Origin of the sequence: Stenotrophomonas sp. NPDC077659 (assembly GCF_050268705.1) — a bacterium.
In the GTDB taxonomy this organism is placed as follows: Bacteria; Pseudomonadota; Gammaproteobacteria; order Xanthomonadales; family Xanthomonadaceae; genus Stenotrophomonas.
In genome coordinates this window covers 1-24,483 of sequence record NZ_JBNNHG010000047.1, presented here as the reverse complement: position 1 = coordinate 24,483, position 24,483 = coordinate 1, and the positions used below count along the sequence as shown (strand labels likewise).

The 24,483-nt window shown below is 66.6% G+C and carries 24 protein-coding genes and 2 pseudogenes; 16 read left to right on the top strand and 10 right to left on the bottom strand.

Annotated features, from left to right (window positions below):
• Positions 1–209: pseudogene (locus tag ACQKDV_RS09205) on the bottom strand (IS5/IS1182 family transposase); the annotation flags it as partial.
• Positions 210–269: 60 nt separating this feature from the next.
• On the bottom strand, positions 270–671 hold the full coding sequence (locus ACQKDV_RS09200; RefSeq protein ID WP_427783453.1) for a YcxB family protein: 402 nt from the start codon (positions 669–671) through the stop codon (positions 270–272).
• 228 nt (positions 672–899) lie between these two features.
• Here ACQKDV_RS09200 and ACQKDV_RS09195 point away from each other — a divergent pair, with 228 nt between their 5' ends.
• Entirely contained in the window at positions 900–1,319 is a 420-nt protein-coding gene (locus ACQKDV_RS09195) for an H-NS family nucleoid-associated regulatory protein (protein ID WP_427783452.1), read from the top strand.
• 3 nt (positions 1,320–1,322) lie between these two features.
• Positions 1,323–1,556 carry a family 43 glycosylhydrolase gene (locus ACQKDV_RS09190; protein ID WP_427783455.1) on the top strand — a complete coding sequence of 78 codons (234 nt, stop codon included), beginning with the start codon at positions 1,323–1,325 and terminating at the stop codon, positions 1,554–1,556.
• A gap of 21 nt (positions 1,557–1,577) precedes the next feature.
• Here ACQKDV_RS09190 and ACQKDV_RS09185 read toward each other — a convergent pair.
• Positions 1,578–2,219, bottom strand: a pseudogene (locus ACQKDV_RS09185) (glutathione S-transferase family protein).
• 153 nt (positions 2,220–2,372) lie between these two features.
• Here ACQKDV_RS09185 and ACQKDV_RS09180 point away from each other — a divergent pair.
• Together ACQKDV_RS09180 and ACQKDV_RS09175 are read left to right on the top strand one after the other, a co-directional pair.
• Positions 2,373–2,699, top strand: a complete 327-nt coding sequence (locus ACQKDV_RS09180) for a hypothetical protein (protein ID WP_427783451.1) — start codon at positions 2,373–2,375, stop codon at positions 2,697–2,699.
• 190 nt (positions 2,700–2,889) lie between these two features.
• On the top strand, positions 2,890–3,342 hold the full coding sequence (locus tag ACQKDV_RS09175) for a PA2169 family four-helix-bundle protein (protein ID WP_427783450.1): 453 nt from the start codon (positions 2,890–2,892) through the stop codon (positions 3,340–3,342).
• A 97-nt stretch (positions 3,343–3,439) separates the two neighbouring features.
• Here the strand turns inward: ACQKDV_RS09175 and ACQKDV_RS09170 are convergent, their stop codons facing one another.
• On the bottom strand, positions 3,440–3,751 hold the full coding sequence (locus ACQKDV_RS09170; protein WP_427783449.1) for a KGG domain-containing protein: 312 nt from the start codon (positions 3,749–3,751) through the stop codon (positions 3,440–3,442).
• 231 nt (positions 3,752–3,982) lie between these two features.
• On the opposite strand from ACQKDV_RS09170, the gene ACQKDV_RS09165 reads away from it, so the two are divergent.
• Together ACQKDV_RS09165 and ACQKDV_RS09160 are read left to right on the top strand one after the other, a co-directional pair.
• Positions 3,983–4,876: an NAD-dependent epimerase/dehydratase family protein gene (locus ACQKDV_RS09165; RefSeq protein ID WP_427783448.1), complete on the top strand. Its 894-nt coding sequence runs from the start codon at positions 3,983–3,985 to the stop codon at positions 4,874–4,876.
• A gap of 215 nt (positions 4,877–5,091) precedes the next feature.
• On the top strand, positions 5,092–7,626 hold the full coding sequence (locus ACQKDV_RS09160) for a methyl-accepting chemotaxis protein (protein ID WP_427783447.1): 2,535 nt from the start codon (positions 5,092–5,094) through the stop codon (positions 7,624–7,626).
• Positions 7,627–7,706: 80 nt separating this feature from the next.
• Here ACQKDV_RS09160 and ACQKDV_RS09155 read toward each other — a convergent pair whose 3' ends face one another.
• The gene (locus ACQKDV_RS09155; RefSeq protein ID WP_427783446.1) at positions 7,707–8,093 is read right to left on the bottom strand and encodes a DUF2628 domain-containing protein; all 387 of its coding nucleotides are present in this window, start codon (positions 8,091–8,093) and stop codon (positions 7,707–7,709) included.
• A gap of 216 nt (positions 8,094–8,309) precedes the next feature.
• On the opposite strand from ACQKDV_RS09155, the gene ACQKDV_RS09150 reads away from it, so the two are divergent.
• The 6 genes from ACQKDV_RS09150 to hemC all read left to right on the top strand — a co-directional run bounded on the left by ACQKDV_RS09150 (position 8,310) and on the right by hemC (position 14,845).
• Positions 8,310–8,480: a hypothetical protein gene (locus ACQKDV_RS09150; RefSeq protein WP_427783445.1), complete on the top strand. Its 171-nt coding sequence runs from the start codon at positions 8,310–8,312 to the stop codon at positions 8,478–8,480.
• 478 nt (positions 8,481–8,958) lie between these two features.
• Complete coding sequence (gene mdoH / locus ACQKDV_RS09145) at positions 8,959–10,887, top strand: glucans biosynthesis glucosyltransferase MdoH (RefSeq protein ID WP_427783444.1); 1,929 nt, start codon at positions 8,959–8,961, stop codon at positions 10,885–10,887.
• A gap of 50 nt (positions 10,888–10,937) precedes the next feature.
• The gene (locus ACQKDV_RS09140; RefSeq protein ID WP_427783443.1) at positions 10,938–11,597 is read left to right on the top strand and encodes an alpha/beta hydrolase; all 660 of its coding nucleotides are present in this window, start codon (positions 10,938–10,940) and stop codon (positions 11,595–11,597) included.
• Between the two features lie 33 nt (positions 11,598–11,630).
• Positions 11,631–12,647: a sensor histidine kinase gene (locus ACQKDV_RS09135; protein ID WP_427783454.1), complete on the top strand. Its 1,017-nt coding sequence runs from the start codon at positions 11,631–11,633 to the stop codon at positions 12,645–12,647.
• 10 nt (positions 12,648–12,657) lie between these two features.
• Entirely contained in the window at positions 12,658–13,389 is a 732-nt protein-coding gene (locus ACQKDV_RS09130) for a LytR/AlgR family response regulator transcription factor (protein ID WP_427783442.1), read from the top strand.
• Between the two features lie 544 nt (positions 13,390–13,933).
• Complete coding sequence (hemC, locus tag ACQKDV_RS09125) at positions 13,934–14,845, top strand: hydroxymethylbilane synthase (protein ID WP_427783441.1); 912 nt, start codon at positions 13,934–13,936, stop codon at positions 14,843–14,845.
• Between the two features lie 133 nt (positions 14,846–14,978).
• Here the strand turns inward: hemC and ACQKDV_RS09120 are convergent, their stop codons facing one another.
• Both ACQKDV_RS09120 and ACQKDV_RS09115 read right to left on the bottom strand, forming a co-directional pair.
• Complete coding sequence (locus tag ACQKDV_RS09120; RefSeq protein ID WP_427783440.1) at positions 14,979–15,755, bottom strand: DUF481 domain-containing protein; 777 nt, start codon at positions 15,753–15,755, stop codon at positions 14,979–14,981.
• A gap of 107 nt (positions 15,756–15,862) precedes the next feature.
• The gene (locus tag ACQKDV_RS09115) at positions 15,863–16,474 is read right to left on the bottom strand and encodes a LolA family protein (protein WP_427783439.1); all 612 of its coding nucleotides are present in this window, start codon (positions 16,472–16,474) and stop codon (positions 15,863–15,865) included.
• An 82-nt stretch (positions 16,475–16,556) separates the two neighbouring features.
• Between ACQKDV_RS09115 and ACQKDV_RS09110 the strand changes: the two genes are divergently transcribed.
• Complete coding sequence (locus ACQKDV_RS09110) at positions 16,557–17,528, top strand: helix-turn-helix transcriptional regulator (protein ID WP_427783438.1); 972 nt, start codon at positions 16,557–16,559, stop codon at positions 17,526–17,528.
• 29 nt (positions 17,529–17,557) lie between these two features.
• Positions 17,558–18,352, top strand: coding sequence for a MetQ/NlpA family ABC transporter substrate-binding protein (locus ACQKDV_RS09105; protein WP_427783437.1), 795 nt, complete (start codon positions 17,558–17,560; stop codon positions 18,350–18,352).
• 103 nt (positions 18,353–18,455) lie between these two features.
• On the opposite strand, the gene glpK is transcribed toward ACQKDV_RS09105, so the two are convergent.
• The 3 genes from glpK to ACQKDV_RS09090 form a co-directional block, all read right to left on the bottom strand.
• Positions 18,456–19,955, bottom strand: coding sequence for a glycerol kinase GlpK (gene glpK, locus ACQKDV_RS09100; protein ID WP_427783436.1), 1,500 nt, complete (start codon positions 19,953–19,955; stop codon positions 18,456–18,458).
• A 113-nt stretch (positions 19,956–20,068) separates the two neighbouring features.
• Positions 20,069–21,574, bottom strand: coding sequence for a glycerol-3-phosphate dehydrogenase (gene glpD, locus ACQKDV_RS09095; protein ID WP_427783435.1), 1,506 nt, complete (start codon positions 21,572–21,574; stop codon positions 20,069–20,071).
• Between the two features lie 174 nt (positions 21,575–21,748).
• Positions 21,749–22,378: an OmpW/AlkL family protein gene (locus ACQKDV_RS09090; protein WP_427783434.1), complete on the bottom strand. Its 630-nt coding sequence runs from the start codon at positions 22,376–22,378 to the stop codon at positions 21,749–21,751.
• A gap of 185 nt (positions 22,379–22,563) precedes the next feature.
• Between ACQKDV_RS09090 and ACQKDV_RS09085 the strand changes: the two genes are divergently transcribed.
• The gene (locus tag ACQKDV_RS09085) at positions 22,564–23,079 is read left to right on the top strand and encodes a DNA-deoxyinosine glycosylase (protein ID WP_427783433.1); all 516 of its coding nucleotides are present in this window, start codon (positions 22,564–22,566) and stop codon (positions 23,077–23,079) included.
• Between the two features lie 167 nt (positions 23,080–23,246).
• Positions 23,247–24,483 (top strand): biotin/lipoyl-containing protein (locus ACQKDV_RS09080; RefSeq protein WP_427783432.1); only part of this gene is annotated, 1,237 nt, incomplete at its 3' end.

The window sequence follows — 24,483 nt, the reverse complement described above, 5'->3', positions numbered from 1 at the left end:
AACATCGCCCGCGCCAACTTCTCCGGTGCAATGCTCGGACGCCCGCCTTTCCAGGCCGGCTCGTAGATGCGCTCGAACAGCCCATCCAAACGCCCAAGCGCCTCATTGACCATCTGGCGAACGGGACGCAATGGGTGGCTGACCGGAATGAATTCCTCCAGCCGCTTGACCGTGAACAACTGTTCGCTGAAGACGTCTACGCCGCGCATTGGAAGGGGTGATGTTCCGACTCAAGTAGTCTACGAGCTGAGAGGTATTTCAGCAGCCTGCTAGAACATGATGTCGGAATGGTAGAGAAGCAGCAGCTCATCACTTTCCCGCAGCCTGATGTAATCCGACCACCGTCGTTTGGCCTGCACATGCTCAGATGCAACGCTGGGCCATTCGTCGTCCCAGCTATAGGTGTGGTGCGCGTGCAGGCTCGCCTGCTGACGGTGGATCTTGGCGATCTGTCGTGGCAGCGCCAGCCTGGACTGGACGAATGCACCGACCAATCCGCAGAGGCTGCCGCCAACCAAGACCAGGCCGGGGAAGTGATGGCCCACGGCGAGCGCGGCAAGGCCGACAACGGCGCAACCCAGCAGCCCGCCTACCAGCACCTTTGCGGCCTTCCGCCGATGCAGGCGCAGCGCGTGGAGATGCTGCTCTTCAGTAAGTACTCCGGAGATCATCAGCCTTCACCTGCGATAACGCACTGAAACGAGATACCCTGAAAGCCGTGCCATTTCGTTGAAATTACGAAAATGAAAATTTTCAAAAAAGGTTGCAACATTGTCTCGTGCAGGTCGCTCCGGAGGACCCAAGCCGGAATGGCTGCAGAGCGTAGAGATTCGCTGGAAATGTTCTGCACCGGTAAAGAAAACTTGACACCCAGCCTGCCGCAGTAGACCTTTCCCACCATGACTATCAATATCGAATCGCTCAGCCTCCGGGAGCTGGGCGCTCTGGTGGCTGCGGCTGAACAGCGCAAAGCCCTCATCACCACCCGCCGCCCGGCCGCCGCCGTGCGCCGCCTGCTGAAGGCCGCTGCGGCCGAGGCCGGTTACACCATCGGAGAACTCTTCGGTGACGAAGCCGGTGAAGCCCCCGCACCCACGCGCAAACCCGCCCGACGTAAATCCGGAAAGGTCGCACCCAAATACCGCGATCCGGAATACAAGCGCCTGACCTGGACCGGCCGTGGGCGCATGCCGCGCTGGCTGGCGGCCAAGGTGTCCAAGGGCCACAAGGCCACCGATTTCCTGATTCCCGGCCTGGCCAAGCCGACTGCTGGCAAGACCAGCACCATCGGCAAGCGCACCGTCATCAAGAAAGCCTGAGGCCTGCGTTCCACTTCTGCGCAGGATGAAACCATCGCCACCAGCGCGGGCCACAACTCGGTCATCCAGGTGCCCGGCACTGACCGCCGGTACATCGTCTACCACCGCCGCCCGCACGGTGACAGCGCCCGCGACCATCGCGAGACCGCCATCGAGCGCCTGCAGTTCGATGCGCAGGGGCACATCCTGCCGGTGCAGATCACCCACGAAGGCGTAGCAGCCGATCCGTTGCGCTGAGGCCAGCGCGAAACAAAGGAATCAGGCGTTCTGGAACACGGCCAGCTGCGCGGCAAACGCGCGCTGGTAGGCCGGCCGTGCCGTCGCCCGCGCCACGTAGGCGGCCAGCAGCGGGAACTCGTCGACGATGCCGCTGCTCTTCAGGCGCAGCAGCACCGACACCATCAGCAGGTCACCGGCACTGAACGCACCGTCCAGCCAGGGGCCGTCGCCCAGCCGTGTCGACAATTCATCCAGCCGCCGGCGCACGCGCTCGTCCAGCATCACCAGCCGCTGCGCGTACCAGGGCTGATCGCGCTACACCACCCAGGCCATGGAGCGTTCGACGATGGGCGGTTCCACCGTGCTCAGCGCAGCGAACATCCACATGATGGCGTGCAGGCGGCCCGGCGCATCGGCCGGCAGCAGGCCCGGATGCTGCTCGGCCAGGTGCAGGATGATCGCGCCGGACTCGAACAACACCAGATCGGCTTCCTCATAGGTAGGAATCTGCCCGAACGGATGACGCGCGCGGTGCGCGGGTTCCTTCATCCCGGCGAAGGTCAGCAGCTGTACGTCGTAGGCGACGCCGAGTTCTTCCAGTGCCCAACGCACGCGCATGTCGCGCGCCAGACCCTGGCCGCGGTCGGGAGAGGTGGCGAAGGCGGTGATGGTGGGGCGCATGGTGGTGCTCCTGCAGGCCGAAGGGCCTGCCTTTCCTGGTCCGACGAATGATGAGGGCGGAAATCGACATCTCTCTTCCATCGTCTGACCATTGGCCAAAACGTGGGGCTACCATCGGATACTTCAGGCACGCCAAACTGAGGCCATGGAGCCATGAGACACCGTCGTCCCGCCCTCGTACCGCTTCCTCCCCCTCGCGAGGATGACGCACCGTATCTTGCGTTTGCGTGGTTCCGGCAGGAAGAGTACGCCAGCTTCAAGGCGCTCCTGCCTGATCGTGACTGGCACGATACGTTTGCTGAGTGGCAGAAGGATGTTGAGCGCCACCTGTGGCTCACCAGAGTGAATGGTATCGGCGCAGTGCGGGTGACCGTGCCGTTGGCCGATTTTGTGGAATGGTGCCTGGCAAACGGGCTGCCTGTCGAATCTTCCTCGTTGTCGAAATTCGCTTCTGCGCAGGACACATTGCTGGAATCCTGAGCATTGGCGGGACGTTCTTTCCGCGTGAATACCACGCAAGGCGGCGTGAACAGTCAGCATCCATTCGACAGAGTGATTCCTGCATAAAACACCACTCACCCGCACCCCACACGTGCTTCTCCACTCTGGTCCTGCAGGCAACGGACACACCGCTGCCCTCATCCCGCAGACCCGATCAAGGAGAACCATCATGAGCACCCAGTCCACCATCGAACATCGCCTCAACGACCTGATCGAGATCGCCCGCGACGGCAAGTCGTTCTACGAAGAAGCCGCGACCAAGGTGAAGGACACCGAGCTGTCCGCGCTGTTCGTGCGCATCGCCGGCGTCAAGGCGCGCATTGTTTCCTCGCTGAGCAGCGCCGTCCTCGCCACCGGCGGCAAGCCGGCCGAACACGGCACCATGGTTGGCTCCATGCAGCAGTTCTACGGCAAGGTGCGCGCTGCCTTCGGTGATACCAACTACGGCTATGTGGCCGAGCTGGAAGAATCGGAAGACCGCCTGCTGGCCGCGTTCAAGGACGTGCTGAACGATAATGACCTGCCGCCGGCCGTGCGCCAGGAAGTGACCGCGTGGCTGCCGGAAGTGCAGGATTGCCACCGCGTGATGCGCGACCGCAAGCATGCGATGAAGGCGGCATGATCCCAGCTTCGGCTGAGTGACCGCTGCAGTGCAGGGCCCCGCCATTGGCGGGGCCTTGTCGTTATTGGGCCGGGCGGATGCCCAGCCTTCCTGACGATCATCCCTGCTGGGGATAGGGCGAGGCCGGCATGGCAGGTGGCTGCGGTTCGTCCTGCAACTGCTGCTGGCGCTGTGCGTTGGCATGCCGTGCATGCCCGCCCTCGCGGCCGATCGCTGCCATGTGCTGGCGGTTGCGGCTGATCGCCTGGCCGCCCTTGCGGCCGGCGACGCGTGCCTCGGCGGGACTGAATTCATGCGCATTGCCAGATGCGTGGGCCGCGCGGCCGCCCTTGGCGGCGATGGCGCGTTGCTTGTCTTCATCCATCGAGGCGAAGCCGCGATTCTGTGAGCCTTGGGGTGTATTGGCCATGCTGTGTCTCCTGTGCGGAAGGGACGCCGCCAGCTTCGACGACCGCCTCCATCCTGCACACGCAGGGCTAATGGCAGGTGCATGTCCCCACCGCTGCTTTCACGCTGGCCATGCGCGCGCTTGACGCCCCGACCGGACTGCGTACGTGAACAGGCTGTTGCCGAACCTTGGCCCGTGTCTAGAATCGGGTCATCCCGGTAGCTCCCGGGCGCTGTCGAGTGAATGGATTCAATGAAGATCCTGTTGACCGGAAGTTCCGGGCGGATCGGGCGCGCGATCTTTGGTGCGCTGGCTGCCGAGCACGACGTGGTGGGGCTGGACCGCAGCCCGTTCAACACCACCCGCATCATTGCCGATGTCACCGACCGCCAGGCGCTGGAGCGCGCGCTGCGGGGTGTGGACGCGGTGATCCACACCGCCGCCCTGCATGCGCCGCATGTCGGCCTGGTGCCTGATGCGGTATTCCAGCAGATCAATGTCGACGCAACCGCGCAGATGCTGCAGCTGGCCCAGCAGGCCGGTGTCCGCCGCTTCGTGCTGACCAGCACCACGGCACTGTACGGTCATGCCGTGGTGTCCGGTGGTTGCCGCTGGATCGATGAAACCACCGAACCGCTGCCGCGCACCATCTACCACCGCACCAAGCTGCAGGCCGAAGCGCTGGCTGAGCAGGCCGCGGGCGAGGGCTTCGACGTGCGGGTGCTGCGCATGGCGCGCTGCTTCCCCGAGCCGCCTGAGCGCATGGCGATGTTCCGCCTGCATCGCGGCATCGACGCGCGAGACGTGGCCAGTGCCCATGCGGCGCTGTTGATGGATGACGGTGGCTGCTTCCAGCGCTACATCGCCTGTGCGGCCACGCCTTTCCAGCGCAGCGACTGCCTGGAACTGGCGGCCAACCCGCGGCAGGTGCTGGTGCGGCGGGTGCCACAGCTGCTGGCCGAGTTCGAACGGCGCGGCTGGCCGCTGCCATTGAGCGTTGACCGTGTGTACGACAGCAGCCGGCTGTGCCTGGCGCTTGGCTGGCAGCCCCGCTTCGGGCCGGAGGGCGTACTGCAGCAGTACGCCGCGGGCAGCATCGAAGTGCTGCCGCGGATGCAGTGGCTGAGCGACCGCGTGGATTCGTAGCGTCGAGCAAGCCCGACGCCACCCGCCAATCTGACCAGATTCAGGTTCCACTTCGAACTTTTCCTCAACCGCCCCTGCGCGTTGCCGCTAACCCGGTACGTGCCTTGCCACCGTGGGTTTCGATCCGCGGCCGGCAGGCGGCGGCGCGAGGGATCGCGCATCTGCGCGGCGCCGTCGTGGTGCCGGTTGTCCTGAACTGACTGCGGATCCTCCCCATGCCTTCTCCCCGCTCTGCCGCTGCCCGTCGCCCGGGCAGCATCGCCCACAAGCTGATGCTGGGCACCGCATTGATCGCGCTGCTCTGCTTCGGCGTGACCGCCTTCCTGATCTACCGCCAGGCCAGCGCCAGCCTGGTCAGCGCCTCGCGCCAGGCCATGGCCAGTGAGGCCAACGCCGAGGCGCGCAAGGTCGCCGCCGATCTGGGCACGGCCTTCGCCAGCAACGACGCCATGGCCGAAGCCGTGCTGGCCCAGCGCGCCCGCGGCGATGCGCCCGACCGTGCTGCGTTGGCCGCCATCATCGGCGAACAGCTGCATGCCCACCCGGAATGGGTGGGCAAGAGCACCATGTGGGAACCCAACGCCTTCGATGGCAAGGATGCGGACTTCGTCAACACCGAAGCGCATGACGCCACCGGTCGCTTCATGAGCTACTGGGCCTGGCAGGAGGGCAAGCCGCAGCAGTCGCCGCTGACCGATTACACCGATACCCCCAGTGGCTCCGGCGACTGGTACATGGCGCCCAGCCGCGACAAGCTGCCCAAGGTCAGTGAACCCTATTCCTATGCCATCGGCGGCCACCAGGTCCTGATGAGCACGCTCACCACGCCGATCGTGGAAAACGGCACGTTCCTGGGCGTGTTCACCGTGGACTTCTCGCTGGCGGCGCTGCAGAAGCACCTGGCCACGCTGACCCCGATGGGCGCTGGCCGGGTCGAACTGCTCTCGCCCAAGGGCGTGGTGCTGGCGGCGGCCGATGCGGCCGAGATCGGCAAGCCGCGCACCGATGCTGGCACGCAGAAGATGCTGGCGCAGATTGCCGAGGGCCGGACCTTCGAGGCGTTCGAACCGGATGCGGCCGGCAACGTGCGCCTGTACGTGCCGCTGCAGGTGGGCGATGCCCCGCAGCATTTCGCGCTGGGCGTGGTGGTGCCGCATGCGGTGATCGTGGCCGAGGCGCGGCAGTTGCTGTGGCTGACCCTGCTGGTGGGCGTGCTGGCTGCGCTGACCCTGAGCGCGGGTGTCTACGTGCTGCTGCGCCGCCTGGCCATCCGTCCGCTCGCCCAAGCCGTGCGCATCGCCGGCGACGTGGCGGCCGGCAGGCTGGACACGGCCATGCCGGCGCGCGGCAACGACGAGGTGGGGCGCCTGCTGGAGGCGATGCAGGGCATGCGTGGCACGCTGCAGGCGGTGATGGCCGCGCAGGCGGAGATGGCGCAGCGCCATGACGAAGGCCAGATCAGCTACCGCATGGATGCCAGCGCCTTCCCCGGCGAGTACGGCCGCATGGTGGCCGACAGCAACCAGCTGGTGGCGTCCAGCAATGCGGTTACCCAGCGCCTGGTGGACGTGATGCAGCGCTACGCCGTGGGCGACCTCAGCATGGACATGGAGGCGCTGCCGGGCGAGAAGGCGGTGTTCACCGCTGCGATGGCCACCACCAAGGCCAACCTGGGCGCCATCAACGAACAGATCCAGCAGCTGGCGGCTGCAGCGGCCGCGGGCGACTTCGCTGTGCGTGGCGACAGCCAGCGCTTCGAGCACGATTTCCGCCGCATGGTGGAAACCCTCAACACCATGATGCAGGCGAGCGACCAGAACCTCGCCGCGCTGTCCACGCTGCTGCGCGCGATCGCTGCCGGTGACCTGAGCACGCGCATGCACGGTGATTTCCATGGCGTGTTCGCGGTGATGCGTGACGATGCCAACAGCACGGTGCAGCAGCTGACCCGGATCGTCGGCCAGATCCAGCAGTCGGCGGCGAGTATCCGCCTGGCTGCCGGCGAGATCGCCTCGGGCAACAGCGATCTGTCGCGCCGCACCGAACAGCAGGCCGCCAACCTGGAAGAAACCGCGGCATCGATGGAGGAACTGACCTCCACCGTGCGCCAGAACGCTGAACATGCACAGCAGGCCAACAGCTTGGCGGCGTCGGCGGCGGGCGTGGCCAGCGAGGGCGGGCAGGTGGTCAGACAGGTGGTGCAGACCATGGAACAGATCGAGGATTCCTCGCAGCGCATCGCCGAGATCATCTCGGTCATCGACGGCATCGCGTTCCAGACCAACATCCTGGCGCTCAACGCGGCGGTCGAAGCGGCGCGTGCGGGTGAACAGGGCCGGGGCTTTGCCGTGGTGGCCAGCGAAGTGCGCGCACTGGCCCAGCGCTCGGCTGGTGCAGCCAAGGAGATCAAGGGGCTGATCGACGCCTCGGTGGCCCAGGTCGGTGCCGGTGCGCAGCTGGTGCACGCTGCCGGCCGAACCATGCAGGACATCGTCGGCCAGGTCGGCCGGGTGAACGAGATCATGGCCGAGATCTCGGCGGCCTCGCGCGAACAGTCGGCCGGCATCGAGCAGGTCAACCAGACCGTGGTGCAGATGGACGAAACCACGCAGCAGAACGCGGCGCTGGTGGAAGAGGCCACGGCTGCGGCACGGGCGATGGAAGACCAGGCCGAGCAGCTGGCGGTGGCGGTGTCGCGCTTCCGCCTGCAACCTGAGGTTCCGGCGGCCGCCACGCTGCGCGCCGCCTGATGATGGAAACGACGGCGCCTGGCCGGAGCCGGGCGTCGTCGGTGCAGCCTGCCGGGCGGGTGCCCGGCGTTGGCGGCGGCTTAGAACATGCCTTCGAAGGGGTTCCAGCGGGTGTTGCCCTTCACTTTTTCCTGGTAGTAGCTGTAGTTGGTGCTGGAGGCGACCAGGAAGCTGGTGGCGAACCATAGTGCCCGGACCACGATTTCCGGCAGCACGAAGGCCAGCGCGATCAACGCGACGTAGATGCCAACGACCACGATGGCCTTGCGCCACATGCCCAGGATCAGCAGATAGACCCAGTTGAAGAAGAAGGCGAAGAAGTTGATGTTGATCTTCAGGCGGTCGCCGAAGGAAAGCGCCTTCCAGGCCTGCCTGAAACCCGGCTCCTTGGGCGCGCCGTGCTGCTGGAAGAAGTTGAAGCGGAACTGCCACTTGGGGCTGTACTGATTGAGGTCGACTGCGTTCATGAATGGGGATATCCCTGCGGGAAAACGTTTTCATGATAAATATGACGCATTCAGGTAGCCAGTCTGCGGCATCGAATATGTGACACCGAGCCAGTCAAGCCCTTGCGCCTGAGCGCCGCACCGTCACCCACCCGCCTTCTTTTTAGGATAGGGTGCGCAGTTCCGCTGTCGCGGGGGCCTTGGCCCTGGCGCCTGCGGGACGTCCACGGAGGTTGCATGACCACACCTGTTACACCGGAAAACGCACCCGGCCCGGTGCTTCTGCCGACACCCGAAGTGGTGCAGGCCCAACAACTGCTCGCCCGCCAGCAACTGGCGGTGGCGATGGACCGCGCGCGCGCGGCCGCCAGCCGCGATCCGGCGGCACCTGAGACGACCTTGCCCTGACGGGCGCCAACCGAGGTTGGCGTCTACCGCAGCCCGGGCGGGGCCAAGGACGGTTTTGACGTGGTAGGTGCCAACCTTGGTCGGCACGCTTCTGCACGGGATGCGGATCGCCAGCCAAGATTGGCGGCTGCCGGGTCTGCCAATTACGAATTGTTATCATTTTCCACGATCCAGTTTCCGCCCCACCTGCGTCGGCACGGCATGCTCGAGCCCGCCATCTCCCGCTTTCAGCTGAATGGGGGAATTTCCGGGCGTGGACTTTCGCACCCGGCTTACATTTGGCACCCTAGACTGAACCGCATTTTCGATTCCGCCCCGTTGGAGATCGTGTGGGTTCCGGTAGTGACAGACATCGACTGCGCGGCGTGATGCCGTCGCAGGCAGGACAAGTGCGGGCGCCGGGAATGCGCGCGGGGAACCCTGGTGCATGCCGCCTGGCAAGGATGGCCAGTTGCGCAGCCTGGGCGGAGTAGACGCGATGGAAGCTCAAATCACCTCCAACGTGGGTCCGGGCAATCCGGACCTGGACGCCGGCTGGGCGCTGTTGCCGCCCGAATCGCCCCTGCAGATGCCCGAGCAGACGCTGCGCGAAGGCTCGCTGAAGGTCCGTCGTCACCGCACCTCGCCGCGCATGATCGTGCTGCGCCGCCTGTACCTCTTTGGTGGTACCGCCGCCATGACGGCCTTGGCCACGAGGATGATGTGGCGGGTGCTGTCCACCAACGGCATCAGCGTGCTCGAAGCCTGCCTGCTGGTGCTGTTCGTCGGCCTGTTCGCCTGGATCGCATTGTCCTTCGCCAGTGCCGTGGCCGGCTTCCTGACCGCCGTGTTCGACCGTGGCTACCGCCTGGGCATCGACCCGGACAAGCCGCTGCCGGTGGTACACAGCCGTACCGCGCTGCTGATGCCTACGTACAATGAAGACCCGCGCCGCCTGCTGGCCGGCCTGCGCGCGATCTACGAGTCGGTGGCCGCTACCGGGCAGCTGGAACGCTTCGATTTCTTCGTTCTCAGCGATACCCGCCGCGAGGACATCGCGCGTGCCGAGGAGCAGGTCTTCAATGAACTGCGCGGGCTGGTGCCCGATGGCAACGTGCGCCTGTTCTATCGCCGCCGCAGCGACAACGGTGGGCGCAAGGCCGGCAACATCGCCGACTGGGTGCGCCGCTTCGGTGGCGCCTATCCGCAGATGCTGATCCTGGACGCCGACAGTCTGATGACCGGCGACAGCATCGTGCGCCTGGTGGCCGGCATGGAACACAACGCCGATGTCGGCCTCATCCAGACCCTGCCGTCGGTGATCGGTGGCCGCACGCTGTTTGCCCGCATGCAACAGTTCGGGGGGCGCGTGTACGGGCCGGTGATCGCCCGTGGCGTGGCCTGGTGGCATGGCGCCGAGAGCAACTACTGGGGCCACAACGCGATCATCCGCACCCGCGCCTTTGCCGACCAGGCCGGCCTGCCCGCATTGCCGGGGCGCAAGCCGTTCGGTGGGCATGTGCTCAGCCACGATTTCGTCGAAGCTGCACTGATGCGTCGTGGCGGTTGGGCCGCACACATGGTGCCGTACCTGGGTGGCAGCTACGAGGAAGGCCCGCCGACCCTGACCGACCTGCTGGTGCGCGACCGCCGCTGGTGCCAGGGCAACCTGCAGCACGGGAAGGTGGTCGGCAGCCGTGGCCTGCACTGGATCAGCCGCGTGCACATGCTCATCGGCATCGGCCACTATTTCACCGCGCCGATGTGGGGCATGTTGATGCTGATCGGCATCGCCATCCCGTTGTTCCAGGAAGGCATCGATTTCAACGCGCTGCTGCATCTGTCTCCCAGCGTGTACTGGCGCGCACAGGACGAGGAACAGGTGGTGCGCCTGTTCGGTGCCACCATGGTCGTGCTGCTGTTGCCCAAGGTGCTGGGTTATCTGGCCATGCTGCTGGACCCGGTGGATCGCCGCGGTTGTGGCGGTGCCATCCGTGCCTTCGTGTCGATGCTGGTGGAAACCGTGCTGGCGGCATTGATGGCGCCGGTGGTGATGTACGTGCAGTCGCGTGGCGTGGCCGAAGTGCTGTCCGGCCGCGATTCGGGCTGGGATGCGCAGCAGCGCGACGACGGTGGCATTTCCTGGAGGGCCTTGACCCGCAGCTACGGCGGCCTAGGCCTGTTTGGTGCCTTCATGGGCGTGCTGGCGTGGTCGGTATCACCGTCGCTGGCGGCCTGGATGGCGCCGGTGGTGATCGGCATGGTGCTGGCCATCCCGGTGGTGGCGCTGACCTCCTCGCGTGGGCCCGGCGCGTTCCTGCACCGGCTGGGGCTGCTGGACATCCCCGAGGAAAATACGCCGCCAGCAGTGCTGGTACGGGCCGCCGAACTGCGCCGCGAGGCGGCCGAGCAGCCGCCGCTGTACTGAACGCCCCGCAGCGGCGGCATAATGCGGCTCGAACTTGAAGGAGCCGCATCATGCTGCAAACGGTGGAACAGGAAACCGGCGCGTCGCCGCAATGGTCGGTGATCTGGTTGCATGGCCTGGGGGCTGATGGCCATGATTTCGCGCCCATCGTGCCCGAGCTGGTGCGTCCGCACTGGCCGGCGCTGCGCTTCGTATTCCCGCACGCACCGGTGCGGCCGATCACGATCAACAACGGCGTGCCGATGCGCGGCTGGTACGACATCGTCGGCATGGATTTCCGCTCGCGCGCCGACATGGCCGGCGTGCGCGAATCGGTGGCCCAGCTCGATGTGCTCATCGCACGCGAAATCGAGCGCGGCATCGCCGCTGACCACATCTTCCTGGCCGGTTTCTCGCAGGGCGGGGCGGTCATCCTCAGCGCTGCGCTGGAACGCACCGCGCCGCTGGCCGGCCTGATCGCGCTGTCCACCTACCTGCCCGATGCCGAAGCCGCCCGTCGCGTCGACGGCGCGGTCGACGTGCCGGTGTTCATGGCCCATGGCAGTGGCGACCCGGTCATCCCGCTGGCGGTGGCCGAGCACAGTGCGCAGGTGCTGCGTACGCTGGGCCTGTCGCTGCAGTGGCAGCGCTACCCGATGGCGCACCAGGTGTGTGCCGAGGAAATCCAGGCGCTGGGCGACTGGCTGCAGGAACGGCTGGGCGCGGCCTGAGCCATGGCTGCCAGCGCCGCCAGCCCGCCGTGGATGCCGGAACTGTGCTGCCTGCCGCGCGTGCTGGCGATGCTTGGCCTGGCGGAGCTGGTGGTGGTGGTGCTGGCCCTGGCGCCCGATGGCAGCCGCCACTGGACACTGGGCGAGCTGGTGTCGGCCAGCGGCTTCGCGCTCTGGCTCTCGCTGGCAGTCAGCGCCTGCCTGTGCCTGCTGCGGCGGGCGCTGTCGACGCTGCCCGAGGTGTTGGGCGCGGTGCTGGCCATCGCACTGTCGGCGCTGATTGCAGTGGCCTGTGCCGGTGTCGTCCATGCCTTGTATGCAGTACTGGGTGACAATTTCACCCGCGGCATCAGTTTCTGGCGTTTCACCCTGGGCAGCGCTGCAACCACCGCGCTGATCACCGCACTGGCGCTGCGCTACTTCTACGTCAGTGACCGCTGGGCGGCGCAGATACAGGCCAACGCACGGGCCCAGGCCGACGCGCTGCAGGCGCGCATCCGCCCGCATTTCCTGTTCAACAGCATGAACCTGATCGCCAGCCTGCTGCATCGTGATCCGGCAGTGGCCGAACGCGCCGTACTGGATCTGTCCGATCTGTTCCGTGCCGCACTCGGGGCAGGCGAGGGCGATTCCACCCTGCAGGCCGAGTGTGAGCTGGCCGAGCGCTACCTCTCGATTGAATCGCTGCGCCTGGGCGAGCGCCTGCAGGTGCGCTGGCAGCGCGACGAACCGCTGCCCTGGGATCTGCCGCTGCCGCGTCTGGTGCTGCAGCCGCTGGTGGAAAACGCGGTGCTGCACGGTATTTCTCGCCTGCCCGAAGGCGGCACCATCGAGTTGCTGCTGGCCTGCAGGAACAATGAGCTGCAGATCACAGTTCGCAATCCGGCCCCGGATCCACAGGCCCCGGGCCTGGCCCTCGCCCGGGGCGCAGGCCATGCGCAGCACAGCATCGGCCACCGCCTGGCGTGGCGCTTTGGCCGCGCCGCGCGGATGACGGCTGGCTGGAGCGAAGGCTACTATGCCTGTCAGGTGACAGTGCCGATCCAGTGAGGGAACGATCGTGAGGGTAGTCATCGCCGATGACGAACCGCTGGCCCGTGAGCGCCTGCGCAGCCTGCTGGCCGCGCAGGAGGGCATCGATGTGGTGGCCGAGGCCGGCAACGGCGAACAGGCCCTGCACGCGTGTGCGGAACTGCAGCCCGACCTGGTGCTGCTGGATATCGCCATGCCCGGCCTGGATGGCCTGGAAGCGGCGCGTCACCTGGCCAGCTTCGAACCGCGCCCGGCGGTGGTGTTCTGCACGGCCTACGATGCACATGCGTTGTCGGCATTCGAAGCGGCGGCGATCGATTACCTGATGAAGCCGGTGCGTGCCGAGCGCCTTGCAGCGGCGATCACGCGCGCACGTACGTTCCTGGCCGGCCGCGGTGGCCAGCCCGAGCCCGCCAGCGGCGGCCAGGCCCGCAGCATGGTGTGTGCACGCCTGCGCGGCAGCCTGCGGCTGATTCCGCTGGACGATATCCACTACCTGCAGGCCGAAGAAAAGTACGTGGTGGTGCACCACGCGCGCGGCGAAGACCTGATTGAAGAATCGCTGAAGTCGCTGGAGGAGGAATTCGCCAGCCGCTTCGTGCGCATCCATCGCAACTGCCTGGTGGCCCGGCATGAGCTGGTGGAACTGCGGCGCGGCGTGGGCGGGCAGGTGCAGGCGGTGCTGCGGCATGGCAAGCAGCCGCTGGAAGTGAGCCGGCGGTGCGTGGCGACGCTGAAGCAGGAACTGCGGCATCTGTAGGGTTCCGCGCGGCCGGCGGCCGCGACTGCTTACGGGCAACGTCTGAAGCAACAGCAACAGCAACAGCTGGTTGGTCGGCTCGTTGATGCTACGTGCTGGGTCGGGCCGGGGTTGGGCGTCCTGCCCAACCCGCCCGAGGCATGCCTCGGGCCCATGGCGCCTGCGGTCCCGCCACCCCACCCCGGCCCAAACCTCTCGTTTTTCCTGCGTCGGATGGCGAGAGCAGAGCATTGTTGTTATCGGGTGGGGAGGGAAATGTAGAGTCGAGCCATGCTCGACTCAGAGCGAAGCGACCCGCTGTTGCTCTGCTTTTCTTTTGATCTTCCGTGGCTGGTGCGCACGGAAACTGTCAGAGGCCGGGTGGGGTGGGTTCGCGGGGGTGTCCGCGGCATGGATGCCGCGGCCAAGCCTCCAGGGACGGATTCACGGCGTCCCCCGCGAACCCACCCCGCCCGGCCAAGCACGCCTTCCAACCGCAACCCGCACCCGCCACGAGGGGCTCCGCCGTTGGCCGTATCCCGCCGATAGGCGCGATAATGCCCGGATGGAAACCGTCCGCATCGCCACCCGCAAGAGCCCGCTCGCCCTCTGGCAGAGCGAACACGTCGCCGACCGCCTGCGCCAGCACCATCCCGGCCTGCACGTGGAACTGGTGCCGATGAGCACCCGCGGCGATGAGGTGCTCGACCGTTCGCTGGCCGCCATCGGTGGAAAGGGTCTGTTCCTGAAGGAACTGGAGCTGGCCATGCTGCGCGGCGATGCCGACTGCGCGGTGCATTCGCTGAAGGATGTGCCGATGGAACTGGATGCGCCGTTCGCGCTGCCGGCCATGTTGACCCGCCACGACCCGGCCGATGGCTTCGTGTCCAACCTGTACGCCTCACTGGAAGCGCTGCCCATCGGTGCGCGCGTGGGCACGTCCTCGCTGCGCCGCCAGGCCCAGCTGCGCGCACTGCGCCCGGACCTGCAACTGCTGGACCTGCGCGGCAACGTCAACACGCGCCTGGCCAAGCTGGACAACGGTGGCTACGACGCCATCGTGCTGGCCGTGGCCGGGCTGGAACGATTGGGCCTGGGTGATCGCATCGTCGCCCGCCTGCAGCCGCCGCAGTGGCTGCCGGCGCCGGCGCAGGGCGCGGTAGCGGTGGAATGCGATGGTGGCAATGCCCGGCTGATGGCGCTGTTCGCTGGCCTGGATGATGCCGGCACGCGCGCCTGCGTGGAGGCGGAGCGGGCGATGAACCGCGCGCTGCATGGCAGCTGCCATGTGCCGGTGGCCGCCATTGCGCAGTGGCAGGGCCAGGACCTGCACCTGCAGGGCATGGTGGGCAATGCCGGTGATGGTCGCGCGGTACGCGCCGACGCGGTGGGCCCGGCCAGTGACCCGGAAGCATTGGGCCAGCAGGTGGCGAAGATGCTGCTGGATGCGGGCGCGGGCGAACTGCTGAACGTTTGAACTGCGTCTCCGTAGAGTCGAGCTTGCTCGACCCCGCCGTTGTAGAGTCGAGCCATGCTCGACTACAGGGCCAACAGCAGTCGAGCATGGCTCGACTCTACAAAAGAAGACGGGCGCCTGAGGCGCCCGCTTCTCATTTGAACTTGTAGACCACGTTCATCGTGGTCAGCGTATCGGTTCTGCGCTTGTCGTCGGCCACGTCGCTGTTGTAACGGGCCTGCCAGCCGGCCTTCAGGGCCAGGTGCTCGTTCATGCTCACCGACACGCCGAAATCGTTCTGGCCGAAGGTGTTGTACGAGCCCGATTCGACCAGCAGGGTGTTGACCAGGTCGGTATTGGCGGTGATCGCATACTTCAGGTCGAACTGTCCCTGGCCGATCAGGCCCGTGCGGGTGCGGTCGTCCTCGGTGCTGTGGGTGCGGCTGACACCCGGGCCGAGCAGGGCATCGAAGGAGAACTTCTCGGTGTTGATCAGGCGCGTGCCGTAGCCCATGCCGAACGAACTGCGGCGGTCGTAGGTGGCGAAGTCATCGCGCTCGGTACGCACCTTGGCGAACAGCTGGCGGTGTTCGCCCAGCTGCAGCGCGCTGCCGGCGGCGCCGGTATAGCGGTTGGCCGTGGTGTTGTCGCGGCGGGTGGTGGTGCCGTCATCGTTTGTCTCGGTCACCTTGGAGCTGGAGCGCAGGCCGAACAGGTCCATGGTGTGCACCCAGTCGCCATCGGTATAACGCAGGCGCAGGGCGCCATTGAAGCTCTCGGTGCTGCTGTTGCCGCTGGCCGCGGCAAAGCCCAGTTCGCCGCCACTGCCACTCCACGGCGAGGTCATCGCCGCCAGTTCGGAGGCATCCTGGGCATAGGCCAAGGGTGCGCACAGCAGCAGGGGCACAAGCAGGGACACGCGCAGGGACATCGAGGGCTCTCCGAAGCGGTTAACAACCGGTGATGATACTGGAAGCATCATGACCATCAGAACGGCGCTGGAGTGCCGCTTCAGCAGGCGTTGCCACCGGGGCCCATTCAGGGGCGGTCGATGCGCAGCGAGGGGTCATTGAGGCGTGAGTAGCGAAGACGCAGCTGGTAAGGGCGACCGTGGTTGCTGCCGATGCGCACGATCTGCCGCGGAAGGCCCTGCGCATCCACCCAGTATTCCAAGCGTTCGCCGGCCGCACCCAGCAGGCGGTAGTGGCGGGTGTCGACCCCGTCCAGCGGCTGCCGGCCCAGATCCTCGGCCTTCATCGGGACGGAGGGTACATCCCCGGTCAGTGGCCGCCTCCATTGATCCAGCAAACCCGCAGGCGTCGGCACTTGGCGGGTTGCGCCAGCGGACTGAAGGAACATGGTGTCGCCAATGATCGTCTGCGGCCCGGAGGCCGTCTGCAGGCGGAAGCGGTCGGGGGCCACGAAGTCCATGCTGCTGCGCACCGCCAGGGCAGCCCCCTCCACGTCCAGTTCGGCATGGAAACTGCGCACCTCGGCCAGCCGCTGGCTGGCCGAGCGCACGGCTTCAGCCGGATCGATTGCCGATGCCGGGCCCTGCGTGGTGGCCGGGGCAGGGGACCGGTCGCAGGCCGCCAGCAGCAGGCAGGACAGCAGGGGGGCCATCGAAAGCAGGGCGGTCAGGCGGCGCATCGGGCGCTCCATGGGGCATGGGGGCGCCCACGATAGCCCAAAGCCCCCGCACAACGCCCGCGACTCGGACATAATCGGGGGCATGGACCGATACGAACGCATCACCGCCCTGCATCGTCTGCTCAAGTCCGCACGCTATCCGGTGACGGTGGCGACCCTGCAGGACAAGCTCGGTTGTTCCCGTGCCACCGTCTACCGCGATCTGGCCTTCCTGCGCGACGCGCTGATGGCCCCGATCGAGGGCGACGGCGAGGCCGGCTTCCGTTACCAGGCTGACGAAAGCGACCGCTTCGAGCTGCCCGGCCTGTGGCTCAGCTCGGAGGAGCTGCACGCGCTGCTGGCCTCGCAGCACCTGTTGGCGCGCACCGGCGGCGGCGTGCTGTCGTCGGTGCTGGCACCGCTGCAGCAGCGCATCGAAAGCCTGCTGGCGGCGCAGGCCGGCGTCTCCAACTGGCCGGTGGACCGGGTGCGGGTCATCCCGCACCGTGGCCGCAAGTTCGACGAAGGCAGCTTCCGCACCGTCGCCTCGGCCGTGCTGGAACGAAAGCAGCTGGCCTTCGAGTACCGCGCCCGCTCCACCGATGAGTCGACCCGGCGCACGGTGTCGCCGCAGCGCCTGACCCATTACCGCGACAACTGGTACCTGGATGCCTGGGACCATGACCGCGAAGCGCTGCGCAGCTTTGCCGTGGACCGCGTGCACAAGGCGAGGGTGGTCGACAACAGCGCCCGCGATGTCGCCGACAGCGAGCTGGATGAACAGTTGGGTGCCAGCTACGGCATTTTCTCCGGCCCGCCCAAGGGTTGGGCGACCATCCTGTTCAGTGCCAAGGCCGCGCGCTGGGTGGCCGATGAGCACTGGCATTCCAAGCAGCAGGGCCGTTTCCTGGCCGATGGCCGCTACGAACTGAAGGTGCCCTACAGCGTCTCGCGCGAGCTGCTGATGGACGTGCTGCATTACGGCTCCGATGCCGAGATCGTCGAGCCGGTGATGCTGCGCGAGCAGGCCAAGGCGTTGCTGGACCTGGCCCTGACCAACTACGAAAAATCCTGATCCTCCCCCCCGAGAGACCTGTTGCCCCCATGAAGAAGACCCTGTTGCTGCCCCTGTTCGCCGCTGCGCTGGCCCTGACCGCCTGCGGCAGGTCCGGCGAGCCTTCGCAGAAGCTGGTGGTGGCCGCCACCGCTGTGCCGCATGCGGAGATCCTGGAGGTGGTCAAGCCAATCCTCAAGCAGGAAGGCGTGGACCTGGACGTGCGCGTGTTCAACGACTACGTGCAGCCCAACGACCAGCTGGTGCAGAAGCAGGTAGACGCGAACTACTTCCAGACCGAGCCTTATCTGGATGCCTACAACCGCGACCGCAAGACTGATCTGACCAAGGTGATCGGCGTGCACATCGAGCCCTTCGGTGCCTACTCGCGCAAGGTCAAGGCGCTGGCCGACCTGCGCGAAGGTGCCGACGTGGTCATCCCCAATGATCCGAGCAACAACAGCCGCGCGCTGATCCTGCTGGACAAGGCCGGGGTGATCGAACTGAAGGACCCGAGCAACGCGCTGTCGACCCAGCGCGACATCGTATCCAACCCGAAGAAGCTGACGTTCCGCGAGCTGGATTCGGCCATGCTGCCGCGCGTGCTGGACCAGGTCGACCTGGCCCTGATCAACACCAACTACGCGCTGGATGCCGGCCTGAACCCGACCCAGGATGCGCTGGCGATCGAGAGCAAGGACTCGCCATACGTGAACTTCCTGGTCGCGCGCCCGGACAACAAGGACGACGCCCGCGTGCAGAAGCTGGCCAAGGCCCTGACCAGCCCGCAGGTGAAGACCTTCATCGAAGCCAAGTACAAGGGCGCGGTCCTGCCGGCGTTCTGACCATCGCGCCGTCACGTTGCCATGTAGAGCCGAGCCCACGCTCGGCTCTGCTTTTTTACGGCGTGCCGCCAACAGCAGCCGAGCATGGCTCGGCTCTACAGTTTCAATCGACGTGAAAGGCCAGGGTGGCCGCCACGGCCTGCTGCCAGCCGGCATACAGCTTCTCGCGCCGCGCCACGCCCATCTGCGGTTCGAAGCGGCGGTCCAGGCCCCATTGCGCGGCAATCTGTTCGCGGCTTTCCCAGAACCCTACCGCCAGCCCGGCCAGGTAGGCCGCACCCAGTGCGGTGGTTTCGGTCAGGCGTGGCCGCAGCAGCGGCACGCCGAGGATATCGGCCTGGAAGCCGGCCAGGAAATCATTGCCGATCGCACCGCCATCGGCGCGCAGCTCGCTCAGGGCAATGCCGGCATCCGATTGCATCGCATCGAGCACGTCGCGGGTCTGGTAGGCCATCGCCTCCAGCGCGGCACGGACGAAATGCGCCTTGCTGGTGCCGCGGGTCAGGCCGAACATCGCCCCGCGCACATCGCTGCGCCAGTAAGGCGCGCCCAGGCCGACAAAGGCGGGCACCAGGTAGGCACCGCCGCTGTCGTGCACCTTCGCGGCCAGGGCTTGGCTGTCGCTGGCGCGGTCGATCATGCGCAGTTCGTCGCGCAGCCACTGCACTACCGATCCGGCAATGAAGATCGATCCTTCCAGCGCGTACTCCACGCGGCCGTCCACGCCCCAGGCGATGGTGGTCAGCAGGCCGTTGCGCGAACGCACGGCCTGCGTGCCGGTGTGCATCAGCATGAAACAACCGGTGCCGTAGGTGTTCTTGACCATGCCGGGCTGGAAACACGCCTGGCCGAACAACGCCGCCTGCTGGTCACCGGCAATGCCCGCGATCGGGATCGGGTGGTCGAAGAAGAACTGCGGCCGTGTATGCGCGTACACCGCGCTGGAATCGCGCACGCTGGGCAGCATCGCGCGCGGGATGTCCAGCAGCGCCAGCAGGTCCTCGTCCCACTGCAGGGTGTGGATGTTGAACAGCAGCGTGCGGGCGGCGTTGCTGTAATCGGTCACGTGCGCCTGGCCACCGCTGAGGTTCCAGACCAGCCAGCTGTCGATGGTGCCAAACAGCAGTTCGCCCCGTTCGGCACGCTGCTGCGCACCTTCCACGTGGTCGAGGATCCAGCGCACCTTGGTGGCCGAGAAATAGGCGTCGATCAGCAGGCCGGTCCGCTCGCGTATCAGGGCCTCGTGGCCATCGCAGCGCAGCTGCTCGCAGATGGCCTGGCTCTGCCGCGACTGCCAGACGATGGCGTTGTGGATCGGCTGTCCGGTGGCGCGGTCCCAGACCACGGTGGTCTCGCGCTGGTTGGTGATGCCCAGTGCGGCAATGTGGCGTGGGTCGATCTGCTCGCGGCTGAGTAGTTCGGTCATCGTTGCGTAGACGCTGGCGAGGATCTCGCGCGGATCGTGTTCCACCCATCCCGGCTGCGGGAACAACTGGCTGAACTCGCGCTGCGCACTGCCGACGATGCTGCCGCTGCGGTCAAACAGGATCGCGCGCGAACTGGTGGTGCCCTGGTCGATGGCCAGCACGTAGCGGGGCGTCATGGGCGTCTCCGGTGGTGATGGGGAGATCGTAATGCATCGGTCGCGCGGCGCACGGCCGCTCTGGTAGCTGCCAACCTTGGTTGGCGCAGTTGGCGCACGTGGCACCGCCGGGGTCAGAGCCCTTTCCGTTGGAAAGGGATCCGACCCTGCATCCACGCCTGCAGGCGCGCCACCTGCGCTGCGTCCAGCCGCAAGCCAAGCTTGCTGCGTCGCCACAGCACGTCCTCGGCGCTGTATGCCCATTCGTGCTGCTGCAGCCACGCAACTTCGCGTGCATGCAGGCCAGCGCCGAAGTCTTCGCCCAGATCGGACAGCGTCGTCGCGCTGTCGAGCAGTGCCACGCTGCGGCTGCCATAGGCTTCGGCCCAGCGCCGTGCCAGTGCGGCTGGCAGCCACGGCGCATGCTCCTGCAGTCGCGCCCCCGCTGAATCCGCATCGCCCCACTCGCTGCCGGGCAGGGCATCGCCGTGGGCTGTCCATGCCAGGCCCATGCCTGGCAGGTGTGGGCGCAGCAGGTCCAGCGCTTCCTCGGCCAGCACCCGGTAGGTGGTCAGCTTGCCGCCGAGCACGTGCACGGCCGGCGCGCCGCCGCCCTGCAGCTGCAGCCGGTAATCGCGGCTCAACTTCGCTGCCTGCGGGTCGGGGGCTGCCAGCAGCGGGCGCACGCCGGCGAACTGCCAGACCACCTCGGCTGCGCTGACCGGCGCGCGCAGATAGCGGTTGGCCGCTGCGCACAGGTACGCGATCTCCGAAGGCAGCACGCTGCAGCGCGCCGGGTCGTCGCAGTAGTCGGTATCAGTGGTGCCCACCAGCAGATGGTCGTGGGCGAACGGCAGCAGGAACACCACGCGGCCGTCTGGCTGTTGCAGCAGGCAGGCGCTGTGGCCGGGCCAGGGCCGGCGCAGCACGATGTGGCTGCCCTGCACCAGGCGCAGGGCGGACGAGCCATCACCCGGCTGCATCTGCTGCAGCAGGCCACCGGCCCAAGGTCCGGCGGCATTCGCCACGGCCCGTGCCTGCACATGCTGGGTCTGGCCGTTGCGGTCTTGCAGGGTTGCCCGCCAGTGCGCGGGTGCCTGCTGCAGATCGGTGCAGCGGGTGCCGGTAAGGATGCGCGCGCCACGCTGGGCAGCATCCACTGCGTTGAGTACCACCAGCCGGGCATCGTCCACCTGCGCATCGGCATAGCTGAAGGCCTGGCGCAGGTGCGGCAGCAACCACGCGGCCAGCGCATCATCATGCAACTGCAGGGACTGCGAGGCGGGGAAGGCCGCGCCGCGCGGGCCCAGATGGTCATACAGCCACAGGCCCAGGCGCAGCATCCAGCGTGGCCGCAGATGCGGTTCCCACGGCAGCACGAAGCGCAGCGGATGGACCAGGTGGGGGGCCTGCCGGCGCACGGTTTCGCGCTCTCCCAGGGCCTTGCGTACCAGCGCGAACTCGCGCTGTTCGAGGTAGCGCAGGCCGCCGTGGATCAACTTGCTGCTGGCGCTGGAGGTATGCGCGGCCAGATCGTGCTGCTCGCACAGCAGCACGCGCAGGCCACGGCCGCTGGCGTCACGGGCGATACCGGTGCCGTTGATGCCGCCGCCGATCACCAGCAGATCTACTTCGTGCATGGCGTCCCCGGGTCAGGTTTTTGTAGAGCCGAGCCATGCTCGGCTGCATTTCCAGAAGGGCAGTCGAGCATGGCCCGACTCTACATAAGGAAGTCGACCAACGGTTGACTCTACCGGAAACAACGACGGGCCCCGCAGGGCCCGTCGCTTCAACACAGCGAGGCTGCGGTGCGCTTAGAAGCGCGCACCGATGCCGAAGCCCACGGTCCACGGATCAAGCTTGGCTTCGCCAACCTTCTGGCCGGCCACCTTCAGGTCCGGGCGCGAGTGCATGTAACGGGCATCGGCACGGGCGAACCAGGTGGAGTTGATGTTCATGTCCACACCCACCGTGCCGATGGCACCCTTGGCATCCTTCAGGCGGATATCATCAGCACCGGCAAAGTTCTCGTTGCTGAAGGACGACTGGAAGTAGCCCACGCCCACGAACGGACGGAACACATTGTCGGCCTGGCCGAAGTGGTACTGGCCGCTCAGTGCGACCGGCTGCTGCTCTACGCTGCCCAGGCGGGCATCGCCCGGACCCTTGACGCGGTGGTCGAACTTGTCGGCAGCGCCCCACAGCTCAACGGCCCAGTTGTCATTGACGTAGTAGCTGAAGCTGACGGTCGGTGCCGGACCGCCATCGACCTTCTTGATGCCGTCGATGGGATCATTCTTCGGCTGCAGCAGCGTGACGCCACCCACCACGGCAAAATGCTTGCCCGAGGCGGTGTCGGTGTTGCTGCTGTCCTGCGCGAAAGCAGCCGGTGCGAAGGCGGCGGAGGTCAGCAGGGCAAGGCTCAGGATACGGATGGAACGCATGGGGGTTTCTCCTGTTCTTTCTTGTTTTGGGCCCCCGGTTGCGGGGCGATGTCACCGTAGTCGCCTCAACATGAATCGAGTCCGACGCGCGTTAAAATTTGGTTTCCGTTGTTCAGCGGGCAGAGCGAAACCGCTGTTTTAAAGGGATTTCATGCATGGCTGGCGTTCATTCTGTTGGAGGAAACGTGAGCGGTAATGCGTTGTGCATCGGCCTGCCGGCGCGGGTGGCTGCCGATTGCCGCGTGCTTGTGCTCGGGTCGATGCCGGGCGTGGCGTCGCTGCAGGAACAGCAGTACTACGCGCATCCGCGCAACCGTTTCTGGCCACTGCTGGGTGATCTTTGCGGCTTCGATCCAGCGCTTGCCTATCCGGCGCGGTTGCGCGCGCTGGCCGATGCCGGTGTCGGCCTGTGGGATGTGATCGGACAGTGCGAGCGGCGCGGCAGCCTGGATGCGGACATCGTGCGTGGTTCGGAAGTGCCCAATGCGCTGCCCGCACTGATCGCCGGCCTGCCGCAACTGCGGCTGGTCGCCTGCAATGGCGGCGTGGCCTGGCAGGCGCTGCAGCGCTGGGTTGTGCCGGATCTGGCGCCAGCGCCGCCACTGCTCGCACTGCCCTCCACCAGCCCGGCCAATGCCGCCTGGACCCTGCCGCGCCTGCGCCAGGCCTGGCAGCCGCTGGCTGACGCGCTGGCGACATGAAGCGGACAACGCCGGGACAATACGGCACCCACTGGAAGTGCCTGCAGTCCTGTGGCAATGGCGCTTCCCGGCGGCGTACGTACTGAAAACACGTGTAACGGTTGGCGCTGGCCCCCTCTGGCCGCACAATAGACGTTTCCCTACACCAGATTGCCGGAGTTATCCCCATGGCCGAAATCAAGGAAGCACGTGTCCCCGATATCGGTGACTACAGCGATATCCCGGTAATCGAGGTGCTTGTCGCCGTCGGTGACACGGTCAGGAAAGACCAGGGCCTGGTGACGCTGGAAAGCGACAAGGCCACGATGGAAGTGCCTTCTTCGGTTGCGGGCGTGGTCAAGGAAATCAAGGTCAAGGTGGGCGACAGCCTGTCCGAGGGCAAGGTCGTGGCGCTGATCGAAGTGGCCGACGACGGAGCCGCCAAGCCGGCCGCAGCTGCCCCGGCTCCGGCCAAGGCCGCTGCCCCCGCTGCCGCTACCCAGAGCGCCCCCGCCCCGGCCGCTGCTGCTCCGGCCGGTCCGGCTGCCGGCGGCGGTGCCGTTGAAGCGCTGGTGCCGGACATCGGCGATTACACCGACATCCCGGTCATCGAAGTGCTGGTCGCCGTTGGCGATACGGTCAAGAAGGACCAGGGCCTGGTTACGCTGGAAAGCGACAAGGCCACCATGGAAGTGCCGTCCTCGGTGGCCGGCGTGGTCAAGGAACTGAAGGTCAAGGTGGGCGACACCCTGTCGCAGGGTGCCGTGGTTGCCATCATCGAAGCCGAGGGTGCTGCTGCTCCGGCCCCGAGCAAGGCTGCTGCTGCCGAGACCGCCACCAAGGTCGAGCCGGTCGCCGTTCCGGCCCAGCCGGACAAGCTGGCCGCGCGCGAGATCGCCTCGGCCGGCACCCCGTCCAGCCCGCCGGTGCAGTTCAACGCCGAGGGCGTGCTGCCGGCCAAGGTGCCGTATGCCACCCCGGCGGTGCGTGTGTTCGCCCGCGAGCTGGGCGTGGACCTGCTGCAGATCAACGGCACCGAGAAGGGGGGGCGCATCACCAAGGGTGACGTGCAGAAGTTCGTCAAGGCCGCACTCAGCGGTGGCGTGCCGGCTGCCGGCGGTGCTGCTGTTGCGGCCGGTGGTGGCCTGAACCTGCTGCCGTGGCCGAAGGTCGACTTCAGCAAGTTCGGCGAGACCGAAGTCCAGCCGCTGTCGCGCATCAAGAAGATCTCGGGTGCGAACCTGGCCCGCAACTGGGCGATGATCCCGCACGTCACCCAGTTCGAACAGGCCGACATCACCGACCTGGAAGGCCTGCGCGTGTCGCTGAACAAGGAGAACGAGAAGGCCGGCATCAAGCTGACCATGCTAGGTGACGGTGACATCGCTGACATTGGCAGCCGTGCACGTCGCGTGGTGCACCAGC

Excerpts from the sequence above, each read along its gene's own strand:
- ACQKDV_RS09195 (WP_427783452.1), top strand. The coding sequence starts at position 900 with ATGACTATCAATATCGAATCGCTCAGCCTCCGGGAGCTGGGCGCTCTG.
- ACQKDV_RS09150 (WP_427783445.1), top strand. The coding sequence starts at position 8,310 with ATGACCACACCTGTTACACCGGAAAACGCACCCGGCCCGGTGCTTCTG.
- ACQKDV_RS09160 (WP_427783447.1), top strand. The coding sequence starts at position 5,092 with ATGCCTTCTCCCCGCTCTGCCGCTGCCCGTCGCCCGGGCAGCATCGCC.
- ACQKDV_RS09110 (WP_427783438.1), top strand. The coding sequence starts at position 16,557 with ATGGACCGATACGAACGCATCACCGCCCTGCATCGTCTGCTCAAGTCC.
- ACQKDV_RS09105 (WP_427783437.1), top strand. The coding sequence starts at position 17,558 with ATGAAGAAGACCCTGTTGCTGCCCCTGTTCGCCGCTGCGCTGGCCCTG.
- ACQKDV_RS09140 (WP_427783443.1), top strand. The coding sequence starts at position 10,938 with ATGCTGCAAACGGTGGAACAGGAAACCGGCGCGTCGCCGCAATGGTCG.
- ACQKDV_RS09165 (WP_427783448.1), top strand. The coding sequence starts at position 3,983 with ATGAAGATCCTGTTGACCGGAAGTTCCGGGCGGATCGGGCGCGCGATC.
- ACQKDV_RS09200 (WP_427783453.1), bottom strand. The coding sequence starts at position 671 with ATGATCTCCGGAGTACTTACTGAAGAGCAGCATCTCCACGCGCTGCGC.
- ACQKDV_RS09175 (WP_427783450.1), top strand. The coding sequence starts at position 2,890 with ATGAGCACCCAGTCCACCATCGAACATCGCCTCAACGACCTGATCGAG.
- ACQKDV_RS09135 (WP_427783454.1), top strand. The coding sequence starts at position 11,631 with ATGCCGGAACTGTGCTGCCTGCCGCGCGTGCTGGCGATGCTTGGCCTG.
- ACQKDV_RS09170 (WP_427783449.1), bottom strand. The coding sequence starts at position 3,751 with ATGGCCAATACACCCCAAGGCTCACAGAATCGCGGCTTCGCCTCGATG.
- glpK (WP_427783436.1), bottom strand. The coding sequence starts at position 19,955 with ATGACGCCCCGCTACGTGCTGGCCATCGACCAGGGCACCACCAGTTCG.
- ACQKDV_RS09120 (WP_427783440.1), bottom strand. The coding sequence starts at position 15,755 with ATGTCCCTGCGCGTGTCCCTGCTTGTGCCCCTGCTGCTGTGCGCACCC.
- ACQKDV_RS09180 (WP_427783451.1), top strand. The coding sequence starts at position 2,373 with ATGAGACACCGTCGTCCCGCCCTCGTACCGCTTCCTCCCCCTCGCGAG.
- ACQKDV_RS09115 (WP_427783439.1), bottom strand. The coding sequence starts at position 16,474 with ATGCGCCGCCTGACCGCCCTGCTTTCGATGGCCCCCCTGCTGTCCTGC.
- ACQKDV_RS09155 (WP_427783446.1), bottom strand. The coding sequence starts at position 8,093 with ATGAACGCAGTCGACCTCAATCAGTACAGCCCCAAGTGGCAGTTCCGC.
- glpD (WP_427783435.1), bottom strand. The coding sequence starts at position 21,574 with ATGCACGAAGTAGATCTGCTGGTGATCGGCGGCGGCATCAACGGCACC.
- mdoH (WP_427783444.1), top strand. The coding sequence starts at position 8,959 with ATGGAAGCTCAAATCACCTCCAACGTGGGTCCGGGCAATCCGGACCTG.
- ACQKDV_RS09090 (WP_427783434.1), bottom strand. The coding sequence starts at position 22,378 with ATGCGTTCCATCCGTATCCTGAGCCTTGCCCTGCTGACCTCCGCCGCC.
- hemC (WP_427783441.1), top strand. The coding sequence starts at position 13,934 with ATGGAAACCGTCCGCATCGCCACCCGCAAGAGCCCGCTCGCCCTCTGG.